The following is a 19,842-nucleotide window of genomic DNA, read 5'->3' on the forward strand; positions in this document are numbered from 1 at the left end:
GAGTGTCGGGCCTGCATTCGCGGGGCAGGGCCAGCATGTCGGTACGCGGTCGCCGGCGATATCCGGAATTTCCCCCACGCGCGGCAACGACTTGCCGCGTGGCGGTCAGTCGAGCAGGCCCTTCCTGAGGGCGAAGCGCACCAGTTCGGCCGTGTTGCGCACGCCGACCTTGTCGAGCACGCGGGCGCGGTGGTTCTCGGCGGTCTTGGCGCTGATGTCCAGCGCGCGGGCGATTTCCTTGGTCGTCATGCCTTCGGCGATGAGGTGGAACACCTCGCGCTCGCGCGCGGTGAGCCGGCCGTAGGGGTCGTCGACCTGGCGATCGGGGTTCTGCAACTGTTCGGCCAGGATCCGCGACGCCTGCGGCCCGAAATAGCCGCGACCGTCGCGCAGGCACTGGATCGCCGCGAGCAGTTCGGAAGCCGCGCTGTCCTTGACCAGGTAGCCGGACGCGCCGGCGCGCACCAGTTGCAGGACGTACTCGTCCTCGCTGTGCATGGTCAGCACCAGTACGCGCACCTCGGGCAATGACTCGCGCAGGCGCCGTACCACCTCGATGCCGTTGAGGTGCGGCATCGAGATGTCGGTGATGACGATGTCGGGGCGCGTGGCGAGCGCCTTCTCCACGGTTTCCAGTCCGTCGGAGGCCTGGGCGACGACCGTGATGTCACCGGAGGCCTGCAGCAGGTTGACCAGCGATTCGCGGACGAGTGTGTGGTCGTCTGCGATCAGGACACGGACGGCGGCGAGGTTCCCCATGCGGGCTAACCTGCGCGCCGCGAGGCGGCGGCGTCAAGACGGCGCAGGAGGCCGCAGGAAATGTTGCGAGCCTGTCGCGACGAACGGCGCGTGCGCGGCGTCAGCCGGCAGGCAGCGGCACCACGGCGCGCAGGCGCGTGCCCGCGCCCGGCGTGGAATGCATGTCCAGCGTCCCGTCGTACAGGCGCAGGCGTTCGCGCATGCCGCCCAGCCCGCTGCCGCCGCTGCGCATGGCGGCTTCGGGCTCGCAGCCGCGGCCATCGTCCGCGACCTGCAGCTGCACCTTGCCCGCGCGCTCCACCAGGCGCAGCAGCACGCTGCGCGCCTGCGCGTGCCGGGCGATGTTGTTCAACGCTTCCTGGGCGACGCGGAACAACAGCGTCTGCAGGTCGGTGTCGAGCGCCGGCAAGGGGCCGATCTCCACGGCGATGTCGAGGCCACTGGCTTCGCCCTGCGTGCGCGCGAGCCAGCGCAACGCCGCTTCCAGGCCGAGATCGTCGAGGACCGGCGGACGCAGCAGGCGCGAGAGTTGTCGCGTGTCCTCGAGCGTGTCCGAGCACAGGGCGATCGCCGCGTCCAGCGCCGCCTGCACGTTGTTCGCGTCCTGCGGGAGGGTGTTCGCGATGGCCGCGAGGCGATGCTTGATCGCGGTGAGGTTCTGGCCGACACCGTCGTGCAGTTCGCGGGCGAGGCGCCGGCGCTCGTCTTCCTGCACGCGCCACACCGCGCGGCCGAGGCGGCGGAATTCGCGCTCGTTGCGCTGCAGGCGATCGAGCAGGGCCTGGTATTGCTGGCGCAACGCGGCGAGATCATCCATCGGCGTCGGCCAGCGGCAGGTCGTCGTGCCGTGGCAGCGCACGGTCGAATCCGTCGCGCAGCGCAGCGGGGACATGCGCACGCAGCGCGCCCAATGCGCTGTCCGCGGCGCTTGCGCAGGACGTCGAAGCACGGCCGGCGCTGTCCACGCAGGCACGGCGGGCCAGGTCGTGCAGGCGCCACGCCTCGAGGTAGTCGCCACGGCGCAGGATCGGCGTGGCTTCGCGATAGGCGGCCAGCAGCGCCTTGTCGTCGTGGCGTTGCGCTGCGCCGCGCATCGCGGTCAGCAGGTAGCGAAGCCGCAGCGGAACGTTGCCCAGTGCAGCGGTATCGCGGTCCAGTTCGATGCCGGATTGCGGGCGCTGCAGTGCGACCTGCAGTTGCAGCTGGCGCACGCCGGAGGCCTGCGCCAGTTGCGCGGCCAGCGCGGCCGCCTTCGTCGCCGCGGCTTCGTCGCCGCGCCGCGCCGCCAGTTCGGACTGCAGCAACGCGGCGATGCCGCGTTGTTCCGCCGATGCGTACGCGATCGCGTCGGCGAGTCCGGCCAGTGCCTTGTCCGCATCCGCGTCCGCGCGCGCGGCCAGCAATGCCTGCACGCGCAGCAGGCCGGCATCGGCGACGCCGCGATCGTCTTCGCGTTCGCGGAACAGGGTCTCGGCCTTGGTGGCCTGCGCGATGGCCTGTTCGATGTGGCCCTGGTGCAGTTCGAGTTCGGCGAGGTTGCGCCGGCTCACCGCGGCTTCCTCGAGCATCTGCTGTTGTTCGGCAGCCTCGAGCGAACCTTCGAGCTGGCGCCGGGCCTCGCTCCAGTGGCCGCGCGCGATTGCCAGCAGTCCGAGGTTCTGGCGCGTGCGGATGATGCCGGTCTGGTCGCCGAGTTCGCCGTAGGCATTGGCCGATTGCACCAGGTAGGCCTGCGCGTCGTCGTAAGCGCCGAGCTGGTAGTGCGCGAAGCCGATGTCGTTGAGCGCCTGCGCGATCCCGTTCTTCTCGCCGAGTTTCTGCCAGGTCTGCAGGGCCGCGCGGAAATGCGCGAGCGCGGCCGGATAGTCGCCGCGTTCCTCGGCGAGGATGCCGCGCTCGTTCTCGACCGCGGCCAGGCCGCCGCGGTCGCCCAGCGCCGCATGCAGTTCCGCGGCCTGCCCGAGCACCGTGGCGGCTTCGGCGAACTTGCCCTGCTGACTGAAGATGTTGCCGAGGTTGCGCAGGCTGGTGGCCAGGCCGCGGCGGTTGCCGACTGCGCGGCGCAGATCCACCGCTTCGCGATATTGCTTCTCCGCATCGGCGGTCTGCCCCAGGCGCGCGTAGCCGATGCCGAGCGCGTTGGCGGTTTCCGCTTCGCCGTAGCGATTGCCGCTGCGCTTGTACAGCACCAGGGCGCGGACCAGGTAATCGTCGACCGCGCGCTGCGCGCCGCCGGCGAGGATGGAGAATTTGCCCAGTTCGAACCAGGCGCGAGGATCGTTCGGATCGCGCGCAACCAGCGCCTGCAGCGCGGCGATCGCACCCTTGAAGTCGCCGCCTGCGCCCAGCGCCCGTGCATGGCCGAGTTCCGCGAAGGTGTCGTCCGGCGACTGCGCGCGCAGCGCCTGCCACTCCGCGGCGGCGGTCGGTGGATCGCCGTCGAGCAGCGCGCGTTCGGCGCGGAAGCGGTGCTGCAGCGACACCGCGCGCGCGGCATCCGCACGGCGTTGGCCGGCTTCGATCGCTTCATAGGCGATGTCGGCTTCGCCGATGGCCAGCGCCGTTTCCGCCTGCAGCAGCCATGCGGATGCGAAACCGGGAGCCGCGCTCGTCGCCTTGCGCACCTGCGCGAGCGCGACGGCGGGCGCGCTGCGCTGCTGCGCGAGCAGGGCCTGGCCGAAGGCGTCCAGCGCCTGCTTGCCGCAGGCGTCTGGGCAGGGCAGGGCAAACGGGAGCGCCGACTTGCGTCCGAGTGCGGCCGCCAGTCCGGGCAGCGTCGCCAGGCGCGCGAACGCAGCGTCGGGATCGCCCGCCGTGGCGGCGAACGACGCGTCCTGCTTCCCGTTCTGCTGCAGCCGTGCGATCGCCTGCCAGCGCGTGCCGGACGGTTGCAGCGACACACGCAGGATCCGATCCGCGCCGACGCTGCGCTGCAGTGCCGCGCCGTCGACGCGGGCGGCGCCGGTGGGATCCAGCTGACGCAGAGCCTGGTGCGTGCGTTCGTCGTCGACGGTCGCATGGCCCGGCGTGGCTTGCAGAGCGTCGCGCAGCAGTGCCGTCAGCGCCGCGCCATGCGCCGCGTCCACGGCGGTGGCGGGCGCCTGCAGCGGCAGCACCAGCACGCGATGCAGCGGCGCGACAGCCGCGATTTTCGCTTCGGTGACTTCCGCGCGCGGCGGTGGATGCAGCGATTGCCAGACGAAGTAGCCGCCGCCGGCGAGCGCCGCGACGAGGACGGCGGCAGCGATCGCATTCCGGCGGGTAAGGGTGAAGTCGCGCGGCACTTCGCGCGTATCGAGCGCACGCATCACCGCCTGCGCGCTCTGCAGGCGATGCGCCGGCTGCACGCGCAGCAGGCGATCGGTGAGTCGCGCCAGCCACGCCGGGGTCTGCGGCCTGGCCTGCGTCACCGGCGGCGGCGAGCGCAGCATGCGCTGGGCGAGGATTTCGCTCAGCGTGCCGCCCTGGAACGGCAGCGCGCCGGCGAGCATTTCGTACAGGATCAGTCCCAGCGCATAGAGGTCGCTGCGCGCATCGACGGTGTCGCCACGCGCCTGTTCCGGCGACAGGTAGTCGGGCGTGCCGACGACGGCGCCGGTCCGGGTCAGGCCATTGCTGGCGAGCGAACGGGCGACGCCGAAGTCGCTGATGTAGGCATTGCCGTCGCGATCGATCAGCACGTTCGCCGGCTTGAGATCGCGGTGGATCACGCCGCGCGCGTGCGCTGCGGCCAGGCCTTCGGCCAGTTGCCGCGCGATGCCGGCGGCAACTTCGGGCGCCAGCGCGCCATCGCGATCGAGGCGGCGGTCGAGGCCCTCGCCATCGATGTAGTCCATGCTGATCAGCCACTGTCCCTCGTGCTGCGCGAGGTCGTGGATGCGCACCACGCGCGGGCTGGAGACCTGCCGCGCGACGAGCAGTTCCTGGCGGAAGCGCTCGAAGGCATCGGGGCGCGCGGCGAGTTCGGGACGCAACAGTTTCAGCGCGACCGGAACGTCCAGAGCGAGGTCGGTAGCGCGATACACGACGCCCATGCCGCCGATACCCAGCATCGCCTCGATACGGAAACGCCCGGCCACTACCGTGCCGGGCGCGTGCTGGTGCTGGGCATGCAGGCCGGTGGCGGTCGGCTCGCTCATGTCGAGGTATCCAGGGGGGTCGCAGATTTCCGGTCGCCGACGACGGCCTGCCAGCGCGGCGCGTCGTCGATGGAACGCATCGCGCGCCGCGTCAGCAGGTACAGCGTCGCGCTTTCGGCGAAAGCGCCGAGCAGTTCCAGGTCGAAGTCGGTGATGGGTTCGCCCGGCCCGCTCCGGTCGGCGTAGACCGCGCCGAAAACACGGCTTCCGTCGAACAGCGGCAGGCACACCAGCGTGGTCAGGCCGCCCGCGATCACCGACGCCCGCGCCGACAGCCACGCATCGCTGCCGATGTTGTTGATCACCAGGGGCTGGCCGCTGGCGAGCACGCGTTCCACCGCGCCCACGCTGCCGGGGAACACCCGCTGGTCGAGCGCATCGCCGTCGAGTTGCAGGCCGGCGCCGACGACGAGTTCGCCCGCGCTGTCGGCGAGCAGCATGAAGCCGCGCGTGCAGCCGGACAGTTCGATCACGCCGCGCAACACATGCGCGGGCAGCGCGTCCGGATCGGATTGCTGCGAAACCCGCAGCGCCATCGCCTGCGACAGCGCACGCCGGTCGTGCTGGCGATCGCGCAGGGCTTCCGCCTGGCGGTCGTCGAGTTCGCCGAAATCGCAGTAGCTGTCGCCCAGGCGCAGCCAGCACTGGGCGGGCAGGGGATGGTCGGCCACCGCAATGCCATCGACGAAGCTGCCGTTCTTGCTGCCCAGGTCGCGCAGCCACCAGCGACCGTCGCGATGGTAGAGCTCGGCGTGCGTGCGCGAGACCGAAGGATGGGCGATGACGAGATCGCAGCCCGGGTCGCGGCCGATGCGCAACCCGCGATCGGGCTGCAGCCATCGACTCACGGCCGCGGTATCGGGCGGATACGCAATCAGGCGGGCCTGCATGGCCGCATCTTAGCGCGGGGTCCGTGGCGCAGGCGCAAGCCGACCCGGGCGCCGGTCCGCGTCGCCTACTGCCCGTAGTCGCGCAGGTAGGCGACGCTGAAGCGCAGGGTATTGGCACCGGCGACGAGGTCGCCGGCCTGGTTGTCGACGTCGTGCGTGGCGCGCCATTCGTTGGGAATGAACGTTCCGGCGCGCGCCTGCACGCGCGAACGGAAGGCGTCGATCGCGTCGATCGCGGTAGCGAAGTCGTTCTCGTCCACCGCGGCTTCGGCCTGGTCGAGGAAGGCGGAGAGCGCGCCGCGTTCGGCCACGGGCAGTGCGGCGACCTTGCCGCGCAACCAGGCGAGTTTCTCGTCGATGACCGCGCCGCTGGTGCGCAGATCGGTCACGATCAGGAATTGCGAGAAGCCGCCGTAGGTCGTGCGCGCGCGCACGCTGCCCGGGGCGATTTCGTCGGTCACGTCGCGGAACGCGCCACCCAGCGGCGCCTTCAGCACGCGGAACGAACTGCCGACGGCGTAGGGGATCGCGTGGGTGTGGATTTCGAGGCGGCCGGTGTTGCGGAAGCGCAGGCCACCGATGGCCGGCGGCTCGATGGTGATGAGCAAGGGCAGGGCGCCCGGCGGGGTCGTGAGGCTGGTGTCGGGAAGGCGCGCGAGCAGCGTCGGATCAAGCAGGTTCACCTGCTGCGCGCTGACGCCCAGGCTTGCGGGACTCAGGCCGGTGGCGTCCTGGAAATCGAGACTGACCTCGGCCACCGGGCTGGTCGGCGTACCGATGACGATGTCGGCATGGTTGCCCGAGGCAGTCACGCCGACGGGCAGGCTCTGCGCGGCGACAGTGCCGCTGGCGAACACCGAGGCGACGAGCACGGACGCGACGAAGAAGAACACGCCAGGGCGGTTCCGGAACAAGAGCGAACTCATCACAGACTGCTCCGCAAAGCGATCCCCGATGATCCGGCTCCATTCCGGATCGCGCGCCGCGGGGCCCGGGCGGCGCGCCTGGCGCGATCCCTGCCCATCCCGATGGCCACAGCCGCGCACACGGAGCGTACGTGGCGACCTGTCGCCCGTCTGTAGGGGGAATCCCCCAGGTTGGCGCGAGGTTCAGCGGGATGAAGCGGCCGTGAGCCCCACGCATGCGTCAGGTGAGCGCTGGGGGCTTTCCCCCTCGCCGCATGGAGGCTCTCCCGGATGGGCGCCTTCGCGCACGGCTCCAACACTTGCGGTGCTCCACTTCGCGAGCGCCCCGAGAGTCCCCGTCATGCCGTTCCGTGCTCCTTCCATGCGTCGCAGCGTCAAGTTGAGCGCGCTCGCCATCGGCCTGCTGGCCAGTGGCGTCGCCCTTGCCGATGCGCATCTCGATCCGCAACTGGTTTCGCGCATGGACGGCGCCGCTGCCACCGAAGAATTGCAGGTGGTGGTGAGTTACAAACAATCCGCGGCGGTAACGCCGGGCCAGGTCGCGGCCCTCCAGTCGCTGGGCATCACCCGCGGCGTAACCCTGCACACGCTGCCCATCGCCGGCGTGCTGGCCACTCCCGCGGAGATCCGCGCGCTGGCCCGGCGTAGCGACGTCGCCTCGATCTACTGGAATGCGCCGCTGCGCTACTTCAACACCGAAGCGCGCGAGATCACTGGTGTCGCCCGTGCCCAGGACAATCCGGGCGATTACGGGCGCGCACTGCCGTTCAGCGGACGCGGCGTGACCGTGATGGTCAACGACTCCGGCATCGATGCCACCCACGACGACGTCAAGCTCGGCACGCACGTGGTCGACAACGTGCTCGCGCCGCAGAACGTGCTGGCGGAAGTCGCCGGGGAAACCGCGCCGGGCATCGTGCCCATCACCCATCTCAACAATGTGCCCAACACCGACCTGGGGTCGGGCCATGGCACCCACTGCGCCGGCATCGTCGGCGGCAACGGCGCGCGCAGCAACGGCCTGTACCGCGGCGCGGCGCCGGGAGCGGACCTGGTCGGCTATGGCTCGGGCGCCGTGCTGTTCGTGCTCGATGCGGTCGGCGGCCTCGACTACGCGGCCACGCACCAGTTCGACTACGCCTCGCCGATCCGCGTCGTGTCGAATTCCTGGGGGTCGTCGGGCGCGTTCGATCCGGAAAACCCCGTCAACATCGCCAGCTACGAGTTGTACAAGCGCGGCATCGTCAGCGTGTTCGCCGCCGGCAACGACGGTCCGGGCGAAGACACGCACAACCCGTACGCGCAGGCGCCGTGGGTGATCTCCGTCGGCGCCGGCGAGAAGGACGGCGTGCTCACCGGTTTCTCCTCGCGCGGCAAACGCGGGGAAAGTGGCACGTTCACCACCGCCGACGGCAAGACCTGGACCTACGTCAACGAGCCGACGATCGTGGCACCGGGTGTCGACATCGTGTCGACCCGCGACCTGCTCGGCGTCCTGCCGCCACTGGAAGCGCAGCACGACGCCGAAACGCTCGAGCCGCAGTATCTGCCGTTCTACACGCACATGAGCGGCACCTCGATGGCGACGCCGCATGTCGCCGGCATCATCGCGCTGATGCTGGAGGCCAATCCGGGCCTCACCCCGGCGCAGGTCAAGGACATCCTGATCCGGACTGCCACCAACATGACCGGCCGCCTGGCGTGGGAAGCCGGCAGCGGGCACGTCAATGCCTACGAGGCCCTGGCCGCGGCGAGCGGACTGCGCAACGATTTCGGCGCGACGGTCAACACGCTGCGGACGTTCAACAGCAACGTCATCCTGCTGGGCGGCGTGCCGAACGTTCCCTTCTCGATCGACTTCGCGCCCGTGGGCACGGTCGAGTCGCAGAGCTTCACCGTGGGCAGCGACATCGCCTGGGTCGCCGCGCGCGCCACCGTGGACGCCAACACCGTCGCCATCGTCCTCACCGATCCGGACGGCATCAGCTACGGCTCCGCGATCGCGCTGCCGGTGCTGGGCGACACGGTGACCACGGGCGCGCCGGGCAAGGCCGGCACCTGGACGGTGACCGTGCGCGGCATCGGTTCCGTTTCCGGCACCGGTCTGGATCCGTTGCAGGTGACGAATGGCTATGCGCTGCCCGGGACAATCGAAGGCGAGATCAGCTTCCTGCGCAGCGGCGGCTACACCGGACTCAACGACATCTCCGGCCATGCCGCCCGCCAGGCGATCGAGTTCGCCATCGCCAACCGTCTGATGGACGGCTATGCCGACGGCAACTTCCGTCCGGACCAGCCGCTCCGACGCGGGGAAATGGCGCAGTACCTGCTGATGGGCGCCAGCGTGCGCCAGCACCTCCCGTTCAACGGCGTGCGCAGCTTCAATGACGTGTCGACGAGCTCGCCGGTCTATGCCTATGCGGAAGCTGCGGTCGCCAAGGGTGCGCCGCTGCGCGATCTGGGCAATTCGCACGACGGCGTGATGGGCCTGGTCAATGGCCAGTTCCGCCCGAACGACTACGTCACCCGCGCGAGCCTCGCGTATTCCCTAGTGCAATCGCTGGGCCTGCAGGAGCAAGCGCGGGCGTTCACAGGCAACCTCACCGTGTTCTACGACGGCAGGCGCATTCCCGTCGACGATGCGGCTTCGATCCCGGCGAGCCTGCGCGGCTATGCGCAACTGGCACTGGACCAGGGCCTGATCAACGCTCGCTTCACCGTCACGCAGGGGCCGTTCGACCTGCAGCCGACGCTGCATGCGTACTTCGATCCGTCGAAGACGGTCACGCGCGCCGCGTATGCCGTGGCGGCCGGCCGCTACCAGGCTGCGTATCAGGCAGCGGAAGACTGAGTACCGCCGGCTTCCGTCCGCATGTGGAAAAAGCCCGCCATCCGGCGGGCTTTTTCGTCCCGGCACCGGTGCCTCGTGCGGACCGTCCGTGGGCGGTCGGGTGCCGGCGGGCCGCAACAAGGCCGCCCGATTTCGCTGAACGCGCCCCGCCAGGTGTCGGCGGCACCTGCCCGTGCCAATGGACGGGCACTGGTCGATCGGTAGAATGCGCCGGAGAACCTGCCATTCCGGGTGAATAATGAACAAGAAGTTTGGGCTTGCGGCGCTCGCCGCAGGCATTGCTGTCGCACTGTGGTTTGGCAGGGGTTCGCAAGAAGCTCCGGTTTTCTCGGAAGCTCCGGTTCTCTCGAAAGCAATTCCGGCGGCGGCAGCCAGCGCGGAGGCCGCCTTCAGCCAGGCTCCGATGGCCTTCGAGCGCAACGTGGGGCAGACGGACGCGGAAGTCCTGTTCCTGGCGCGGGGTCCCGGCTATGGCCTGTTCCTGACGCCCACCGAGGCGGTCCTGAGCCTGACGCACGCCTCCAATGGTGCTTCCACGGCCAGGGCGCCCGCGATCGTGCGGATGTCGCTGCTCGGCACCAATCCGCGCCCGGTCGTCGAGGGCGGACGCGAGCAGGAAGGCATCAGCAACTACTACCACGGCGCAACACCGGCCGAGTGGCACAGCAACGTGCAGCACTACGGCGAGGTCCGGTATCGCGATGTCTACCCGGGCATCGACCTCGTTTATTACGGCAAGCAGCAGCAACTCGAATACGACTTCGTCGTCGCGCCCGGTCGCGATCCGGCCCGCATCGCCGTGCAGTTCGCCGGCATCGACTCCATGCGCCTGGACGACAAGGGCAACCTGCTGCTGCGTACGGCCAGCGGCGATCTCGTCCAGCACAAGCCCGTGCTGTACCAGGAAGTCGACGGCCAGCGTCGCCCCGTGCAGGGCGCTTACCGCCTGCTGGGCGGTAACCGGGTCGGTTTCGAAGTCGCGCGCTACGACGCGACCCGGCCGCTGGTGATCGATCCGGTCGTGGGATACGCGACCTACTTCGGCGGCGGCGCCGACGACGGCATCGCCGGGCTGGCGACCGACGCTGCGGGTAATCTCTACGCCATCGGCACTACGACATCGGTGAACTTCCCGCTGAAGAATGGCGCGCAGACAGCGAATCGCGGTGCGGACGAGGTATTCGTCAGCAAGTTCAACGCGGACGGCAACGCGCTCGTCTACAGCACCTACCTCGGGGGCGGAGCCGCGGACGCCGGCGGCGCGATCGCGGTGGATGGCGCAGGCAATGCGGTCATCACCGGTTCCACCAAGTCGACGAACTTCCCCGTGTTGTCCGCGCTGCAGGCCACGCACGCCGCCGACAACGGCGCTGAAGACGCGTTCGTCGCCCGGTTGAATGCAGCTGGCGCACTGCAATCGAGCACCTACCTTGGAGGTAGTGGCGTCGATACCGGCACCGCAATCGATCTCGACCGGTCCGGCAACACCTACGTCGCCGGTGCAACGGCGTCCGCCAACTTCCCCAGCGCGTCCGCGCTGGACACATCCATCGGCGGCACGCGCGACGGGTTTCTCACCAGGCTCACTCCTGCCGGCACTGCGATGGTGTTCAGCACGTTCTTCGGTGGCGCGGGTAGCGACCAGATCAATGCAATGTCGATCGATCGTGCTCCGGGCCATGCGGGCGGCATCTACCTGACCGGCGAAACCACCTCGACCGATTTCCCGACCGCCGGTGCCGTCCAGACGGCTCTGAACGGCGGCGCGGATGCGTTCGTGGCGGTACTGAACCCGGTGGCTTCGGCACCGTACGTCAATTTGCATTTCGGCACGTACCTGGGAAGCGCGAACGCGGACGCAGGCCATGGGATCGCTGTGGACTCCGACGGCAATGCGGTGGTGGTCGGCGCGACGCTGGGCACTTCGTCGGCACCGTTCCCGACGGTGAAGGCCTGGCAGCCGAAGCCCGCCGGCGCCACCGATGGCTTCATCGCCAAGATCGCGCTCGGATCCACCCCAACGGTCAGCTACAGCACGTACTTCGGCGGATCCGCCGACGATCGGCTCGAAGACGTCGCAGTCGACGAATTCGGCACTGCCTACGTGATCGGTACAACCAACTCCACAAACGTCTTCGGAACGTCGCCATACTTTGGCCTCCAGTCCACGAATGGCGGCGGCTATGACGCGATGACCGCGCGCTACTCCGACGAGGGCGAGCTGTTCTGGGCCTCGTATCTCGGTGGCGGCGGCACCGACCAAGGCTCCGCCGTCGCCCTTTACGGATCGAGCACCATCTTCGTGGGAGGCGTGACAGGTTCGACCAACCTCGCCACGAACGTGCCTTTCAAGTCGAGCAACAGCGGCGGCGCTGACGCCTTCATCACCCGATATGGGATCCGCAGCCTGCGCACGAATGCGCGCAACTTCAATGCGGACAAGACCGACGACATCCTCTGGAGAAACGCGACGACCGGCGACAACATGATCTGGCGTTCGGCGAGTTCGACGGCCGTGACGGCTGTCGCCCCGCAGAATGTTGCGCAGTGGAAAGTGGCGGGAACGGGGGATTTCGATGCCGATGGCCACGCGGACATCCTCTGGCGGAACACCGGCACCGGTGCCAATGTGCTGTGGAAAGGAGGAGTCGCTACCAGCGCAGCGTCGCTGCTGACCGTCGCAGACCAGAACTGGCAGGTTGCCGGAATCGGCGACTTCAATCTGGACGGGCGTTCCGACATCTTCTGGCGAAATGGCCAGACCGGTGCGAATGTCATCTGGCTGTCGGGGGATTCGACCACGACGCAGACAATGCGTGCAGCTGGCACCAACTGGACCGTAGCCGGCATCGGTGACTTCGACGGGGATTTCGCCTCGGACGTCTTCTGGCGCGACAACGTTCGCGGATCGAATGTCATCTGGATGTCGGCGAACTCTTCCACATCGCGGGTGGCGACTGCCGTGACCGACCTTGCGTGGAAGGTTGTCGGGGTCGGGGATTTTCTCGGCGACGGAAAATCCGACGTCCTTTGGCGCAACGCCAATACCGGCGTGGTCACCATGTGGCGTGGAGCGGATTACGCCAGCCAGCCTCCGGCTGCGGCAGTGGGGCCGGACTTCGACCTGGCTGCGGTGGGCGATTACACCGGGGACGGGCGGTCCGACATTCTTTGGCGCAACAAGAACACCGGAACAAACGTGATGTGGCGCTCGGGGAATCCCAACTACCGCGTGACGATCGGTGCGCAGACCAACCAGGCCTGGAAGGTTGTCCCCTGATAGTCGCGGTGAGCGTCGTGAGCTGACCGCGTGACGCGTACAGAAGGCCGGTATCCCAGATGCCGGCCTTTCCTGTCTGCGGGTGGACCTGGCGGCAGATTCGCAAGGGTCGCAATGGCCGTGCTACGTCGTCGATGGCGACCTCGCTTTTCGTGGCCGCGCCGGGCAATTGGATTTGACGACGGTGGTCGCAAAAAAAACGGGCCGAAAGGCCCGTTTTAGTTTTGATGAATTCAATGGTGGCCGGGGAGGGAATCGAACCCCCGACACGGGGATTTTCAATCCCCTGCTCTACCAACTGAGCTACCCGGCCGGTCACAAGCCGCACAACGGCCGTGAAGAACCGAAATGATACGGTGCGCCGGCCGTGCTGGCAAGCCGGACCTGCGCTGAACACCGGATGCCCCGCGTCTTCCGCCGCCATCGTGCGGGCGCATGATGGCGAGGGTTCCCTTTCCGAGGCTGCCATGAAGCTTTCGCACATCACTCTCGCCGCGCTCGCGTTCGCGTTTTCCGCCTGCGCCAGCGGCGGCATGACCGATACCGAGAAGCTCGCGCTCTACCGTGCCCATGCGCTGGCACCGGTGCCGAGCTTCCATTATCTGGGGCGTATCGATGGATGGACTCCGCTGGGCGATACGGCGGTCGCGGTCTGGACCCGTCCCAACGTCGCGTACCTGCTCGAAGTCGATGGGCCGTGCCCCGACCTCGACTTCGCCAGCGCGATCGGCCTGACCAACCAATCCGGCACGGTGTATTCGCGTTTCGACAAGGTCATCCCGCGGACGCACGGTGGCGCGAATCCGATTCCGTGCCACATCGGTCAGATCCGGCCGCTCGACGTGAAGGCGATCAAGTCCGCCGAGAAGGACATGCGCCGGCAGCGCGACAACGGCTAACGCGACGCGACACCGACCAGGTCATTCTTCGGGTGGAACGTAGCCGGCCGGCTTCTGCGCGTTGCCGCCGAAGAGGAATTTCTCCATCTCGCCTTCGAGGAAGGCGCGGTGCTGCGGATTCATCGGCGACAACCGGTTTTCGTTGATCAGCATCGTCTGGTGCGCGAGCCATTTCGCCCACGCCGGCTTGCCGATGTGGGCGAACACGCGCTTGCCCAGCTCGCCGGGCCACGGCACGAAATCCAAGCCCTCGGTCTCGCGGTGTTCGTAGTCGCAATGGACGATGCGTGCCATCGATCAGGATTCCAGCAGCTTGCGGATCGGCGCGGGCATGCCCAGCCCCGCGAATTCGTCGCGCATGACCCAGCGCAGGTCGTCATTGTCGCCGACGCGTCGATCGAGCGCGATGCCGCGCAGGCGCAACGGATGCAGGCGCAAACGGTAATGACTGAACGCGTGGTCGATGGGCGGCAGCGCTTCGGCGGCGTCGTAGTCGCCGATCAGCGCGCGTTCGAACCAGGCACGGGATGCCGCGGCATCCTCCGCCTGCGGCAGCGTCCACAGCGAGGCCCAGATGCCCGTCGGCGGCCGTCGCTGCATCAGCACGGCGCCATCGCTGTTTTCCAGCCAGAGGATGCATGCGTGCTTCTGCGGCACGACCTTTCCGGGGCGGGCGGTGGGCAATTCGGCAACGCGTCCTTCGCGACGCGCCACGCAGTTGTCCTGCAGCGGGCACAGCACGCAGGCCGGGTCGCTGCGCGTGCACAGCGTGGCGCCCAGGTCCATCTGCGCTTGCGTGTAGTCGGCCATGCGTGCATCCGGCAGATGCGACTCGGCATGCGTCCACAACTGCTTCTCCACGGCCGGCAGTCCCGGATGGCCGGCGATGTCGTGGTAGCGGCACAGCACGCGTTTCACGTTGCCGTCGAGGATCGCGTGCCGGTCGCCCCACGCCTGCGAAAGGATGGCGGCCGCGGTGCTGCGGCCGATGCCGGGCAGGCCCGTCAGCGCGTTGAGGTCGCGCGGCAGTTCGCCGTCGTGCCGTTCCACGCAGCGTTGCGCGGCGGCCTGCAGGTTGCGGGCTCGCGCGTAATAACCGAGCCCCGACCACAAGGCCATGACTTCGTCCTGCGCTGCTGCGGCGAGCGCGGGCAACGTCGGCAGCGCGGCCACGAAGCGCTCGAAGTAGGGGATCACCGTCTTGACCTGGGTCTGCTGCAGCATGATCTCCGACAGCCACACGCGGTAAGGCGTGCGCGGATGCTGCCAGGGCAGGTCGTGCCGGCCATTGCGATCGAACCAGCGCAGCAGGCGCGTGGCGAAGGCTTCCGTTTCAGCCGGGGCGATCGAAACGGTTGCAGTCTTGTGGTGCGAAGTCATGGCGTAGTGCGTTCCGACGGGCGTTCGCCCGCGTCCATTTCCACCTGCACGCCTTCCAGTCGTGCGCCTGAAATTTCGATGGTGGGCGCCTGCAGCGATCCCGACAGTGGCGGTAGCGGCGTGCCGTCCGTTTGATCGATCCAGGCCAGCACTTCGGGCAGACGAAAGCGGCCGTCGAAGCGCGTGGCGTCGCGCCGCAGGCGCAACGCGGCGACATCGTCGAGCGCAGGCGAGCCGTCGTAGCGCAACGCGAACGGCAACGCGGATTGGGACTGGCCCAACGGCGGCGGCAGCGCCGGCCACGACGGCGGCCATCCCGCGAGTGCGCCGTCGAGCCGCAGCACGAGCGTGCGTCCCAGTGCCAGCGTTCCCTGCGCGTCGAGCGTCGGCACGGGATCGTCGTGTGCCGCGTCGCGGCCGCGCAGCGCCAGTCCCACCGGCGCCAGCGTCCAGGTGGCTTCATCGAAGCGTAACGGCCCGTGCAGGCCCAGCGCGAAGGGAATGTGCGTCGCGGCGGATTCGTAGCTGGCCGCCACGCCCAGGCGTGCCGGGACGACGTGCAGTTCGTCGGCGCCCAGCCGCAACGGTCCGGACAGCGCCACGTACGCGGGCAGGCGCCATTGCGCGCCCCGTTCGACGGAAATCCGGCCGTACGCGGCGAACCCCGTCGCGCGGTCGGCGATCAACGCCTCCGGGTGGATCACTGCCACCGCGACATCGACCGGTATAGCGAGCGGTGCATCGCGGTAGCGGCCACGCAGGCGCGCGCGCAGCGGTTGCGCAGGTGCCAGCAGCGGCAGGTCGACGTCGATGCCGTCGATGTGCCAGTCATCGTTGGCGATCTCGCCCTGGCGGATGCGCAGTCCCCGCGTCAGCGTGGGCAGGCGCTTTGCCGAAGGCGGTCGCGACGCGAGCCAGTGCTGCAGCGCCGGCAGGTCCAGGTGCGGTGCATCGAGTTCGACGCGCTGTGCCACCAGCGCGCTGCCGCCGGCGCGCAGGGTCGACCAGGGCAATGCGACCAGGATGCGCCGTGCCGTCAGCAGCGGTTGCGTCGAACCCGGCTCGCGCACGCTGACCTCGCGCAGTACCAGTTGCGGTGTTCCGCGCAGGCGGTAGTGCGTGGCGCCTTCGGCGCGGATTTCCAGGCCCAGGGCGTTGCCGACCTGGCCGGTGACCAGGCCCGCGATTGTCCGCGGACGCGACAGCCAGCCCGCTGCCAGCAGCAGTACAGCCGCGATCAGCGCGAGGACGAGCAGGAGGCGACGACGACGCGTCATCACTCGGGACTGGTCGTCCCCAGGGTGTCCGGCAGCAGCGCATCGACGAAGGCTTCGGCGTCGAACACGCGCAGGTCCTCCGGTCGCTCGCCGATGCCGGCGAAGCGGATCGGGATACCGAATTCGCGGGCCAGCGCGAACACCACGCCGCCCTTGGCGGTGCCGTCGAGCTTGGTCACCACCAGTCCGGTGACGCCGACGGCGGCGTGGAACTGGCGCAGCTGGGACAACGCGTTCTGGCCGGTGGTGCCGTCGATCACCATCAGCACTTCGTGCGGTGCCGATGCATCCAGCTTCTGGATGACGCGCTTGATCTTGCCGAGCTCGGCCATCAATCCCTGCTGCGTGTGCAGGCGTCCGGCAGTGTCGGCGATCAGCACTTCGGTGCCGCGCGCCTTGGCGGCCTGCAGCGCATCGAAGGCGACGGAGGCGGCATCCGCGTTCTGTCCCTGGGCGACGACCGGCACGCCGTTACGCTCGCCCCAGGCCTGCAACTGCGCGACGGCCGCCGCGCGGAACGTGTCGCCCGCCGCGAGCATCAGCGGACGGTCTTCGTCCTTGAAGCGCTTCGCGAGCTTGCCGATGGTGGTGGTCTTGCCGACGCCGTTCACGCCGACCGTGAGCAACACGAACGGCCGGGCATCGCGCTCGATCTGCAGCGGCTGCGCGACGGGGCGCAGCATCGCGACCAGATCGCCGCGCAGCGCCGCCAGCAACGCATTGGCATCGGCGAATTCGCGCGCCTTCATCCGCTTGCGCAGGTCATCGACGATCTGCGATGTCGCGGTGACGCCGACGTCGGCCATCAACAGCGCGGTCTCGATTTCGTCGAGCAGTTCGTCGTCGAGGCGCGGATTGCGCGAGAACAGGCCACCGAGCGTGCGCGCGAAGGCGCTGCCGCGCAGGCGTTCGCGCCAGCCCTTCTTTCCCGGGGCGGCAGCCGGCGCTTCCTGTGTTTCGATGACGGGAGCCGGGGCGGGTTCGACGTCCATCGCCGCGGCGATGACTTCGGCGGGCACGGGTTCGTGCGAGGTTGCGGCGCCCATGGTGTCCGCGATCGGCGGCATCTCGTCCGCAGCCGGAAGGCCCGGTTGCGGCGAGCGCGGATCGTTCGGCGTCGCGGGCGGCGCTTCGGGTTTCTTGCGGCGGAAAAAATTGAGCATCGCGGGCAAAAGCGGGAGTGCGCGAGAATGGCGCACATGATAGCCCTCCGACCCCGCCTCGCCCGATGAACCGTCCGCCGTCCGCGTCCGCGGTGCCGGGCAAGGTCCGCATCATCGGCGGCCGCTGGCGCGGCACGCGCCTGGAAGTGCCGCCGGCGCCGGGTCTGCGGCCGACCAGCGACCGCGTGCGCGAAACCCTGTTCAACTGGTTGCAGGCGGCCGTGCCGGGCGCGCGGGTGCTGGATCTGTTCGCGGGCAGCGGGGCGCTGGGGCTGGAAGCCCTTTCGCGCGGCGCCGCTTCCGCCGTGCTGGTCGAGCGCGATGCAAAGCTCGCCGCGGCCTTGCGCAGTACCGCCGCGCGACTGCAGGGCGGCGAGGCGGCGCATGTGGTGCAGGCGGATGCGATGGCCTGGCTGCACGGGCAGGCGCACGGGAGCTTCGACATCGCCTTCGTCGATCCGCCCTTCGATGCGAACTTCTGGGGCGCGATCCTGCCGGCGCTGACCCCCAAGCTCTCCGCGGAGGGCTGGCTCTATGTCGAGGCGCCGCCCACGGCGGATGCCGCCCCGCCGCAGGAATGGTCGCTGCATCGCGAGGGCCGCACCCGCGAGGTCCACTACGCGCTCTACCGGCGGCGGCCGGAGGCCACTGCTACACTTGCGGACAGTCCGGCCGGGCCAGCCGCCACATCGCCAATCTGAGCGAGCCACTCCAGAGCGACCCTCCCGCGAATGACCGCCCGCAACCGCATCGCCGTCTATCCCGGCACCTTCGATCCGATCACCAACGGTCATGTCGACCTGGTCGACCGCGCCGCACCGCTGTTCGAGCGGATGATCATCGGCGTCGCCGCCAGTCCGGGCAAAGGCCCGGCGCTGCCGCTCGAGTTGCGCGTGCAGCTCGCCCGCGATGCGATCGCCCACCACGGCAATGTGGAAGTGCGGGGTTTTTCCGGCCTGCTGGCGCATTTCGTCGAGGAAATGGGCGCGGGCGTGCTGATGCGTGGCCTGCGCGCGGTGTCCGACTTCGAATACGAGTTCCAGCTGGCGAGCATGAACCGCCACCTGATTCCGGGCGTCGAAACGCTGTTCCTGACGCCGGCAGAGCAATACGGCTTCATTTCCTCGTCGCTGGTACGCGAGATCGCCCGCCTCGGCGGCGACGTCTCGGGCTTCGTGCCGCCGGCGGTGGCCGCCGCGCTGCAGACGCAGTGGCAGCAGAACCACGTTGCATGATCCACCCGCATCAACCACGCACTACAACCACGCATCACCAAGACTGGGGGAACGCCCGATGAAGATTTCGACCCGACTGCTGCTCGCCGCCTGCCTCGCGCTGCCCTTCCTGGGCGGGTGCAAGAAGCAGGAAACCGCGCAGGAAACCGTCAAGGCTCCGGTGGCCATGCCGACCGTCGCCACCGACGAAAACGCGTGGAACGCGTACCTGACCGACGTCGTCACCCGCAACCTCGACAACGCGACCAGCACTTACGTCTACACGCTGCCGGCCGACTCGTCGGCCGACTTCCAGGGCGCGTACGACCGTCAGCTGGAAAAGGCCGAGACCGACATGTCGCGCGGCGGCGTGGAAGGCACGCTGCTCGCGTTCGGCGGCCCGAATTCGGCCAAGAGCGCCGACCTGGCCGTCGCCGCCTTCGCCAAGGCCGCGCCGGACAGCATGAAGGGCGTCAAGGTGCTCTTCATCGGCGCGCAGGCCGATAGCGACCGCGTCAAGGCGGCGGTCGAGCCGACGGGTGCCAGCTACAAGTTCGTCGAAGCCAAGTGACGCAATGGCGCGTCCGCGCCGCTGGCGCGGACGCCTTTGCCATTGCGTCAACCCGCGAAGCGGGGATCCATTTTGCGGTTGCCGTTGCTGTTACCGATGAGCAAACGCAAAGGCAACAACAAAATGGGTTCCAGCTTCCGCTGGAACGACGGGATTCCGTCGAAGAGGAGTAGGCGTTACCGCCAATCTGAAACCATGGCGCTGAAGATCAACGAACTCTGCGTCAATTGCGATGTCTGCGAGCCCGCGTGCCCGAACCAGGCGATCTCGCAGGGCGAAACCATCTACGTGATCGATCCCGCGCGCTGCACCGAGTGCGTGGGTCATTTCGACGAACCGCAATGCGTGGTGGTCTGCCCGGTCGAATGCATCGATCCGGATCCCGCTTTTCCCGAATCCAACGAACAGCTGCTGGCCAAGCTGGCGCGCCTGCAGGCGCAGGGCTGACGCAGCTGTCACGAACCCCGCCCAGCGGAGGAGTGACCGCCTGTGA

The 19,842-nt window shown here is 68.7% G+C and carries 16 protein-coding genes and 1 tRNA gene; 7 read left to right on the plus strand and 10 right to left on the minus strand.

What is annotated here, in order from left to right; genetic code table 11:
* Positions 1 to 105 precede the first annotated feature (105 nt).
* The 5 genes from ACFPN1_RS11780 to ACFPN1_RS11800 form a co-directional block, all read right to left on the minus strand.
* Complete coding sequence (locus ACFPN1_RS11780; protein ID WP_386755193.1) at positions 106 to 759, minus strand: response regulator; 654 nt, start codon at positions 757 to 759, stop codon at positions 106 to 108.
* Between the two features lie 100 nt (positions 760 to 859).
* Positions 860 to 1,651 (minus strand): sensor histidine kinase, encoded by a 792-nt coding sequence (locus tag ACFPN1_RS11785; protein ID WP_386755195.1) that lies wholly within the window; start codon positions 1,649 to 1,651, stop codon positions 860 to 862.
* A complete protein-coding gene (locus ACFPN1_RS11790; protein ID WP_386755196.1) occupies positions 1,569 to 4,898 on the minus strand; it encodes a protein kinase domain-containing protein in 3,330 nt (1,109 codons plus the stop codon). Before ACFPN1_RS11790 ends, ACFPN1_RS11785 begins: the two co-directional genes overlap by 83 nt.
* Positions 4,895 to 5,788, minus strand: coding sequence for an FHA domain-containing protein (locus ACFPN1_RS11795; RefSeq protein ID WP_386755198.1), 894 nt, complete (start codon positions 5,786 to 5,788; stop codon positions 4,895 to 4,897). Before ACFPN1_RS11795 ends, ACFPN1_RS11790 begins: the two co-directional genes overlap by 4 nt.
* Positions 5,789 to 5,853: 65 nt before the next feature.
* Entirely contained in the window at positions 5,854 to 6,714 is an 861-nt protein-coding gene (locus ACFPN1_RS11800) for a DUF6689 family protein (RefSeq protein WP_386755199.1), read from the minus strand.
* A 361-nt stretch (positions 6,715 to 7,075) separates the two neighbouring features.
* Here ACFPN1_RS11800 and ACFPN1_RS11805 point away from each other — a divergent pair, with 361 nt between their 5' ends.
* Positions 7,076 to 9,565, plus strand: a complete 2,490-nt coding sequence (locus ACFPN1_RS11805; protein ID WP_386755200.1) for a S8 family serine peptidase — start codon at positions 7,076 to 7,078, stop codon at positions 9,563 to 9,565.
* A gap of 238 nt (positions 9,566 to 9,803) precedes the next feature.
* Positions 9,804 to 12,845 carry a DUF7948 domain-containing protein gene (locus ACFPN1_RS11810; RefSeq protein WP_386755201.1) on the plus strand — a complete coding sequence of 1,014 codons (3,042 nt, stop codon included), beginning with the start codon at positions 9,804 to 9,806 and terminating at the stop codon, positions 12,843 to 12,845.
* Positions 12,846 to 13,082: 237 nt separating this feature from the next.
* Here ACFPN1_RS11810 and ACFPN1_RS11815 read toward each other — a convergent pair.
* Positions 13,083 to 13,158: transfer RNA gene (locus tag ACFPN1_RS11815), tRNA-Phe, on the minus strand.
* A gap of 154 nt (positions 13,159 to 13,312) precedes the next feature.
* Between ACFPN1_RS11815 and ACFPN1_RS11820 the strand changes: the two genes are divergently transcribed.
* A complete protein-coding gene (locus ACFPN1_RS11820; protein WP_386755202.1) occupies positions 13,313 to 13,744 on the plus strand; it encodes a DUF6491 family protein in 432 nt (143 codons plus the stop codon).
* Between the two features lie 21 nt (positions 13,745 to 13,765).
* Here ACFPN1_RS11820 and ACFPN1_RS11825 read toward each other — a convergent pair whose 3' ends face one another.
* The 4 genes from ACFPN1_RS11825 to ftsY are packed head-to-tail and all read right to left on the minus strand — an operon-like array spanning position 13,766 to position 17,564.
* Positions 13,766 to 14,038 carry an oxidative damage protection protein gene (locus ACFPN1_RS11825; protein ID WP_386755203.1) on the minus strand — a complete coding sequence of 91 codons (273 nt, stop codon included), beginning with the start codon at positions 14,036 to 14,038 and terminating at the stop codon, positions 13,766 to 13,768.
* A gap of 3 nt (positions 14,039 to 14,041) precedes the next feature.
* Positions 14,042 to 15,124: an A/G-specific adenine glycosylase gene (gene mutY / locus ACFPN1_RS11830; protein WP_386755204.1), complete on the minus strand. Its 1,083-nt coding sequence runs from the start codon at positions 15,122 to 15,124 to the stop codon at positions 14,042 to 14,044.
* Positions 15,121 to 16,401, minus strand: a complete 1,281-nt coding sequence (locus ACFPN1_RS11835) for an AsmA family protein (protein WP_386755206.1) — start codon at positions 16,399 to 16,401, stop codon at positions 15,121 to 15,123. The genes mutY and ACFPN1_RS11835 overlap by 4 nt, the downstream gene beginning before the upstream one ends.
* A complete protein-coding gene (gene ftsY, locus ACFPN1_RS11840) occupies positions 16,401 to 17,564 on the minus strand; it encodes a signal recognition particle-docking protein FtsY (protein ID WP_386755207.1) in 1,164 nt (387 codons plus the stop codon). Before ftsY ends, ACFPN1_RS11835 begins: the two co-directional genes overlap by 1 nt.
* 65 nt (positions 17,565 to 17,629) lie before the next feature.
* Here ftsY and rsmD point away from each other — a divergent pair, with 65 nt between their 5' ends.
* The 4 genes from rsmD (at position 17,630) to ACFPN1_RS11860 (ending at position 19,796) form a co-directional block, all read left to right on the plus strand.
* Positions 17,630 to 18,265, plus strand: a complete 636-nt coding sequence (gene rsmD / locus ACFPN1_RS11845) for a 16S rRNA (guanine(966)-N(2))-methyltransferase RsmD (protein ID WP_386755208.1) — start codon at positions 17,630 to 17,632, stop codon at positions 18,263 to 18,265.
* A gap of 30 nt (positions 18,266 to 18,295) precedes the next feature.
* Positions 18,296 to 18,799, plus strand: a complete 504-nt coding sequence (gene coaD, locus ACFPN1_RS11850; RefSeq protein ID WP_386755209.1) for a pantetheine-phosphate adenylyltransferase — start codon at positions 18,296 to 18,298, stop codon at positions 18,797 to 18,799.
* A gap of 58 nt (positions 18,800 to 18,857) precedes the next feature.
* Complete coding sequence (locus ACFPN1_RS11855) at positions 18,858 to 19,349, plus strand: hypothetical protein (protein ID WP_386755210.1); 492 nt, start codon at positions 18,858 to 18,860, stop codon at positions 19,347 to 19,349.
* A 195-nt stretch (positions 19,350 to 19,544) separates the two neighbouring features.
* On the plus strand, positions 19,545 to 19,796 hold the full coding sequence (locus tag ACFPN1_RS11860) for a YfhL family 4Fe-4S dicluster ferredoxin (RefSeq protein WP_187711589.1): 252 nt from the start codon (positions 19,545 to 19,547) through the stop codon (positions 19,794 to 19,796).
* The last annotated feature ends 46 nt before the right edge of the window (positions 19,797 to 19,842 follow it).

Source organism: Lysobacter yangpyeongensis, from assembly GCF_042655745.1.
GTDB lineage: Bacteria > Pseudomonadota > Gammaproteobacteria > Xanthomonadales > Xanthomonadaceae > Agrilutibacter > Agrilutibacter yangpyeongensis.

Coding starts and splice junctions, on each gene's coding strand:
- ACFPN1_RS11780 (WP_386755193.1), bottom strand. CDS start 759: ATGGGGAACCTCGCCGCCGTCCGTGTCCTGATCGCAGACGACCACACA.
- ACFPN1_RS11785 (WP_386755195.1), bottom strand. CDS start 1,651: ATGTCCCCGCTGCGCTGCGCGACGGATTCGACCGTGCGCTGCCACGGC.
- ACFPN1_RS11790 (WP_386755196.1), bottom strand. CDS start 4,898: ATGAGCGAGCCGACCGCCACCGGCCTGCATGCCCAGCACCAGCACGCG.
- ACFPN1_RS11795 (WP_386755198.1), bottom strand. CDS start 5,788: ATGCAGGCCCGCCTGATTGCGTATCCGCCCGATACCGCGGCCGTGAGT.
- ACFPN1_RS11800 (WP_386755199.1), bottom strand. CDS start 6,714: ATGAGTTCGCTCTTGTTCCGGAACCGCCCTGGCGTGTTCTTCTTCGTC.
- ACFPN1_RS11805 (WP_386755200.1), top strand. CDS start 7,076: ATGCGTCGCAGCGTCAAGTTGAGCGCGCTCGCCATCGGCCTGCTGGCC.
- ACFPN1_RS11810 (WP_386755201.1), top strand. CDS start 9,804: ATGAACAAGAAGTTTGGGCTTGCGGCGCTCGCCGCAGGCATTGCTGTC.
- ACFPN1_RS11820 (WP_386755202.1), top strand. CDS start 13,313: ATGAAGCTTTCGCACATCACTCTCGCCGCGCTCGCGTTCGCGTTTTCC.
- ACFPN1_RS11825 (WP_386755203.1), bottom strand. CDS start 14,038: ATGGCACGCATCGTCCATTGCGACTACGAACACCGCGAGACCGAGGGC.
- mutY (WP_386755204.1), bottom strand. CDS start 15,124: ATGACTTCGCACCACAAGACTGCAACCGTTTCGATCGCCCCGGCTGAA.
- ACFPN1_RS11835 (WP_386755206.1), bottom strand. CDS start 16,401: ATGACGCGTCGTCGTCGCCTCCTGCTCGTCCTCGCGCTGATCGCGGCT.
- ftsY (WP_386755207.1), bottom strand. CDS start 17,564: ATGCTCAATTTTTTCCGCCGCAAGAAACCCGAAGCGCCGCCCGCGACG.
- rsmD (WP_386755208.1), top strand. CDS start 17,630: ATGAACCGTCCGCCGTCCGCGTCCGCGGTGCCGGGCAAGGTCCGCATC.
- coaD (WP_386755209.1), top strand. CDS start 18,296: ATGACCGCCCGCAACCGCATCGCCGTCTATCCCGGCACCTTCGATCCG.
- ACFPN1_RS11855 (WP_386755210.1), top strand. CDS start 18,858: ATGAAGATTTCGACCCGACTGCTGCTCGCCGCCTGCCTCGCGCTGCCC.
- ACFPN1_RS11860 (WP_187711589.1), top strand. CDS start 19,545: ATGGCGCTGAAGATCAACGAACTCTGCGTCAATTGCGATGTCTGCGAG.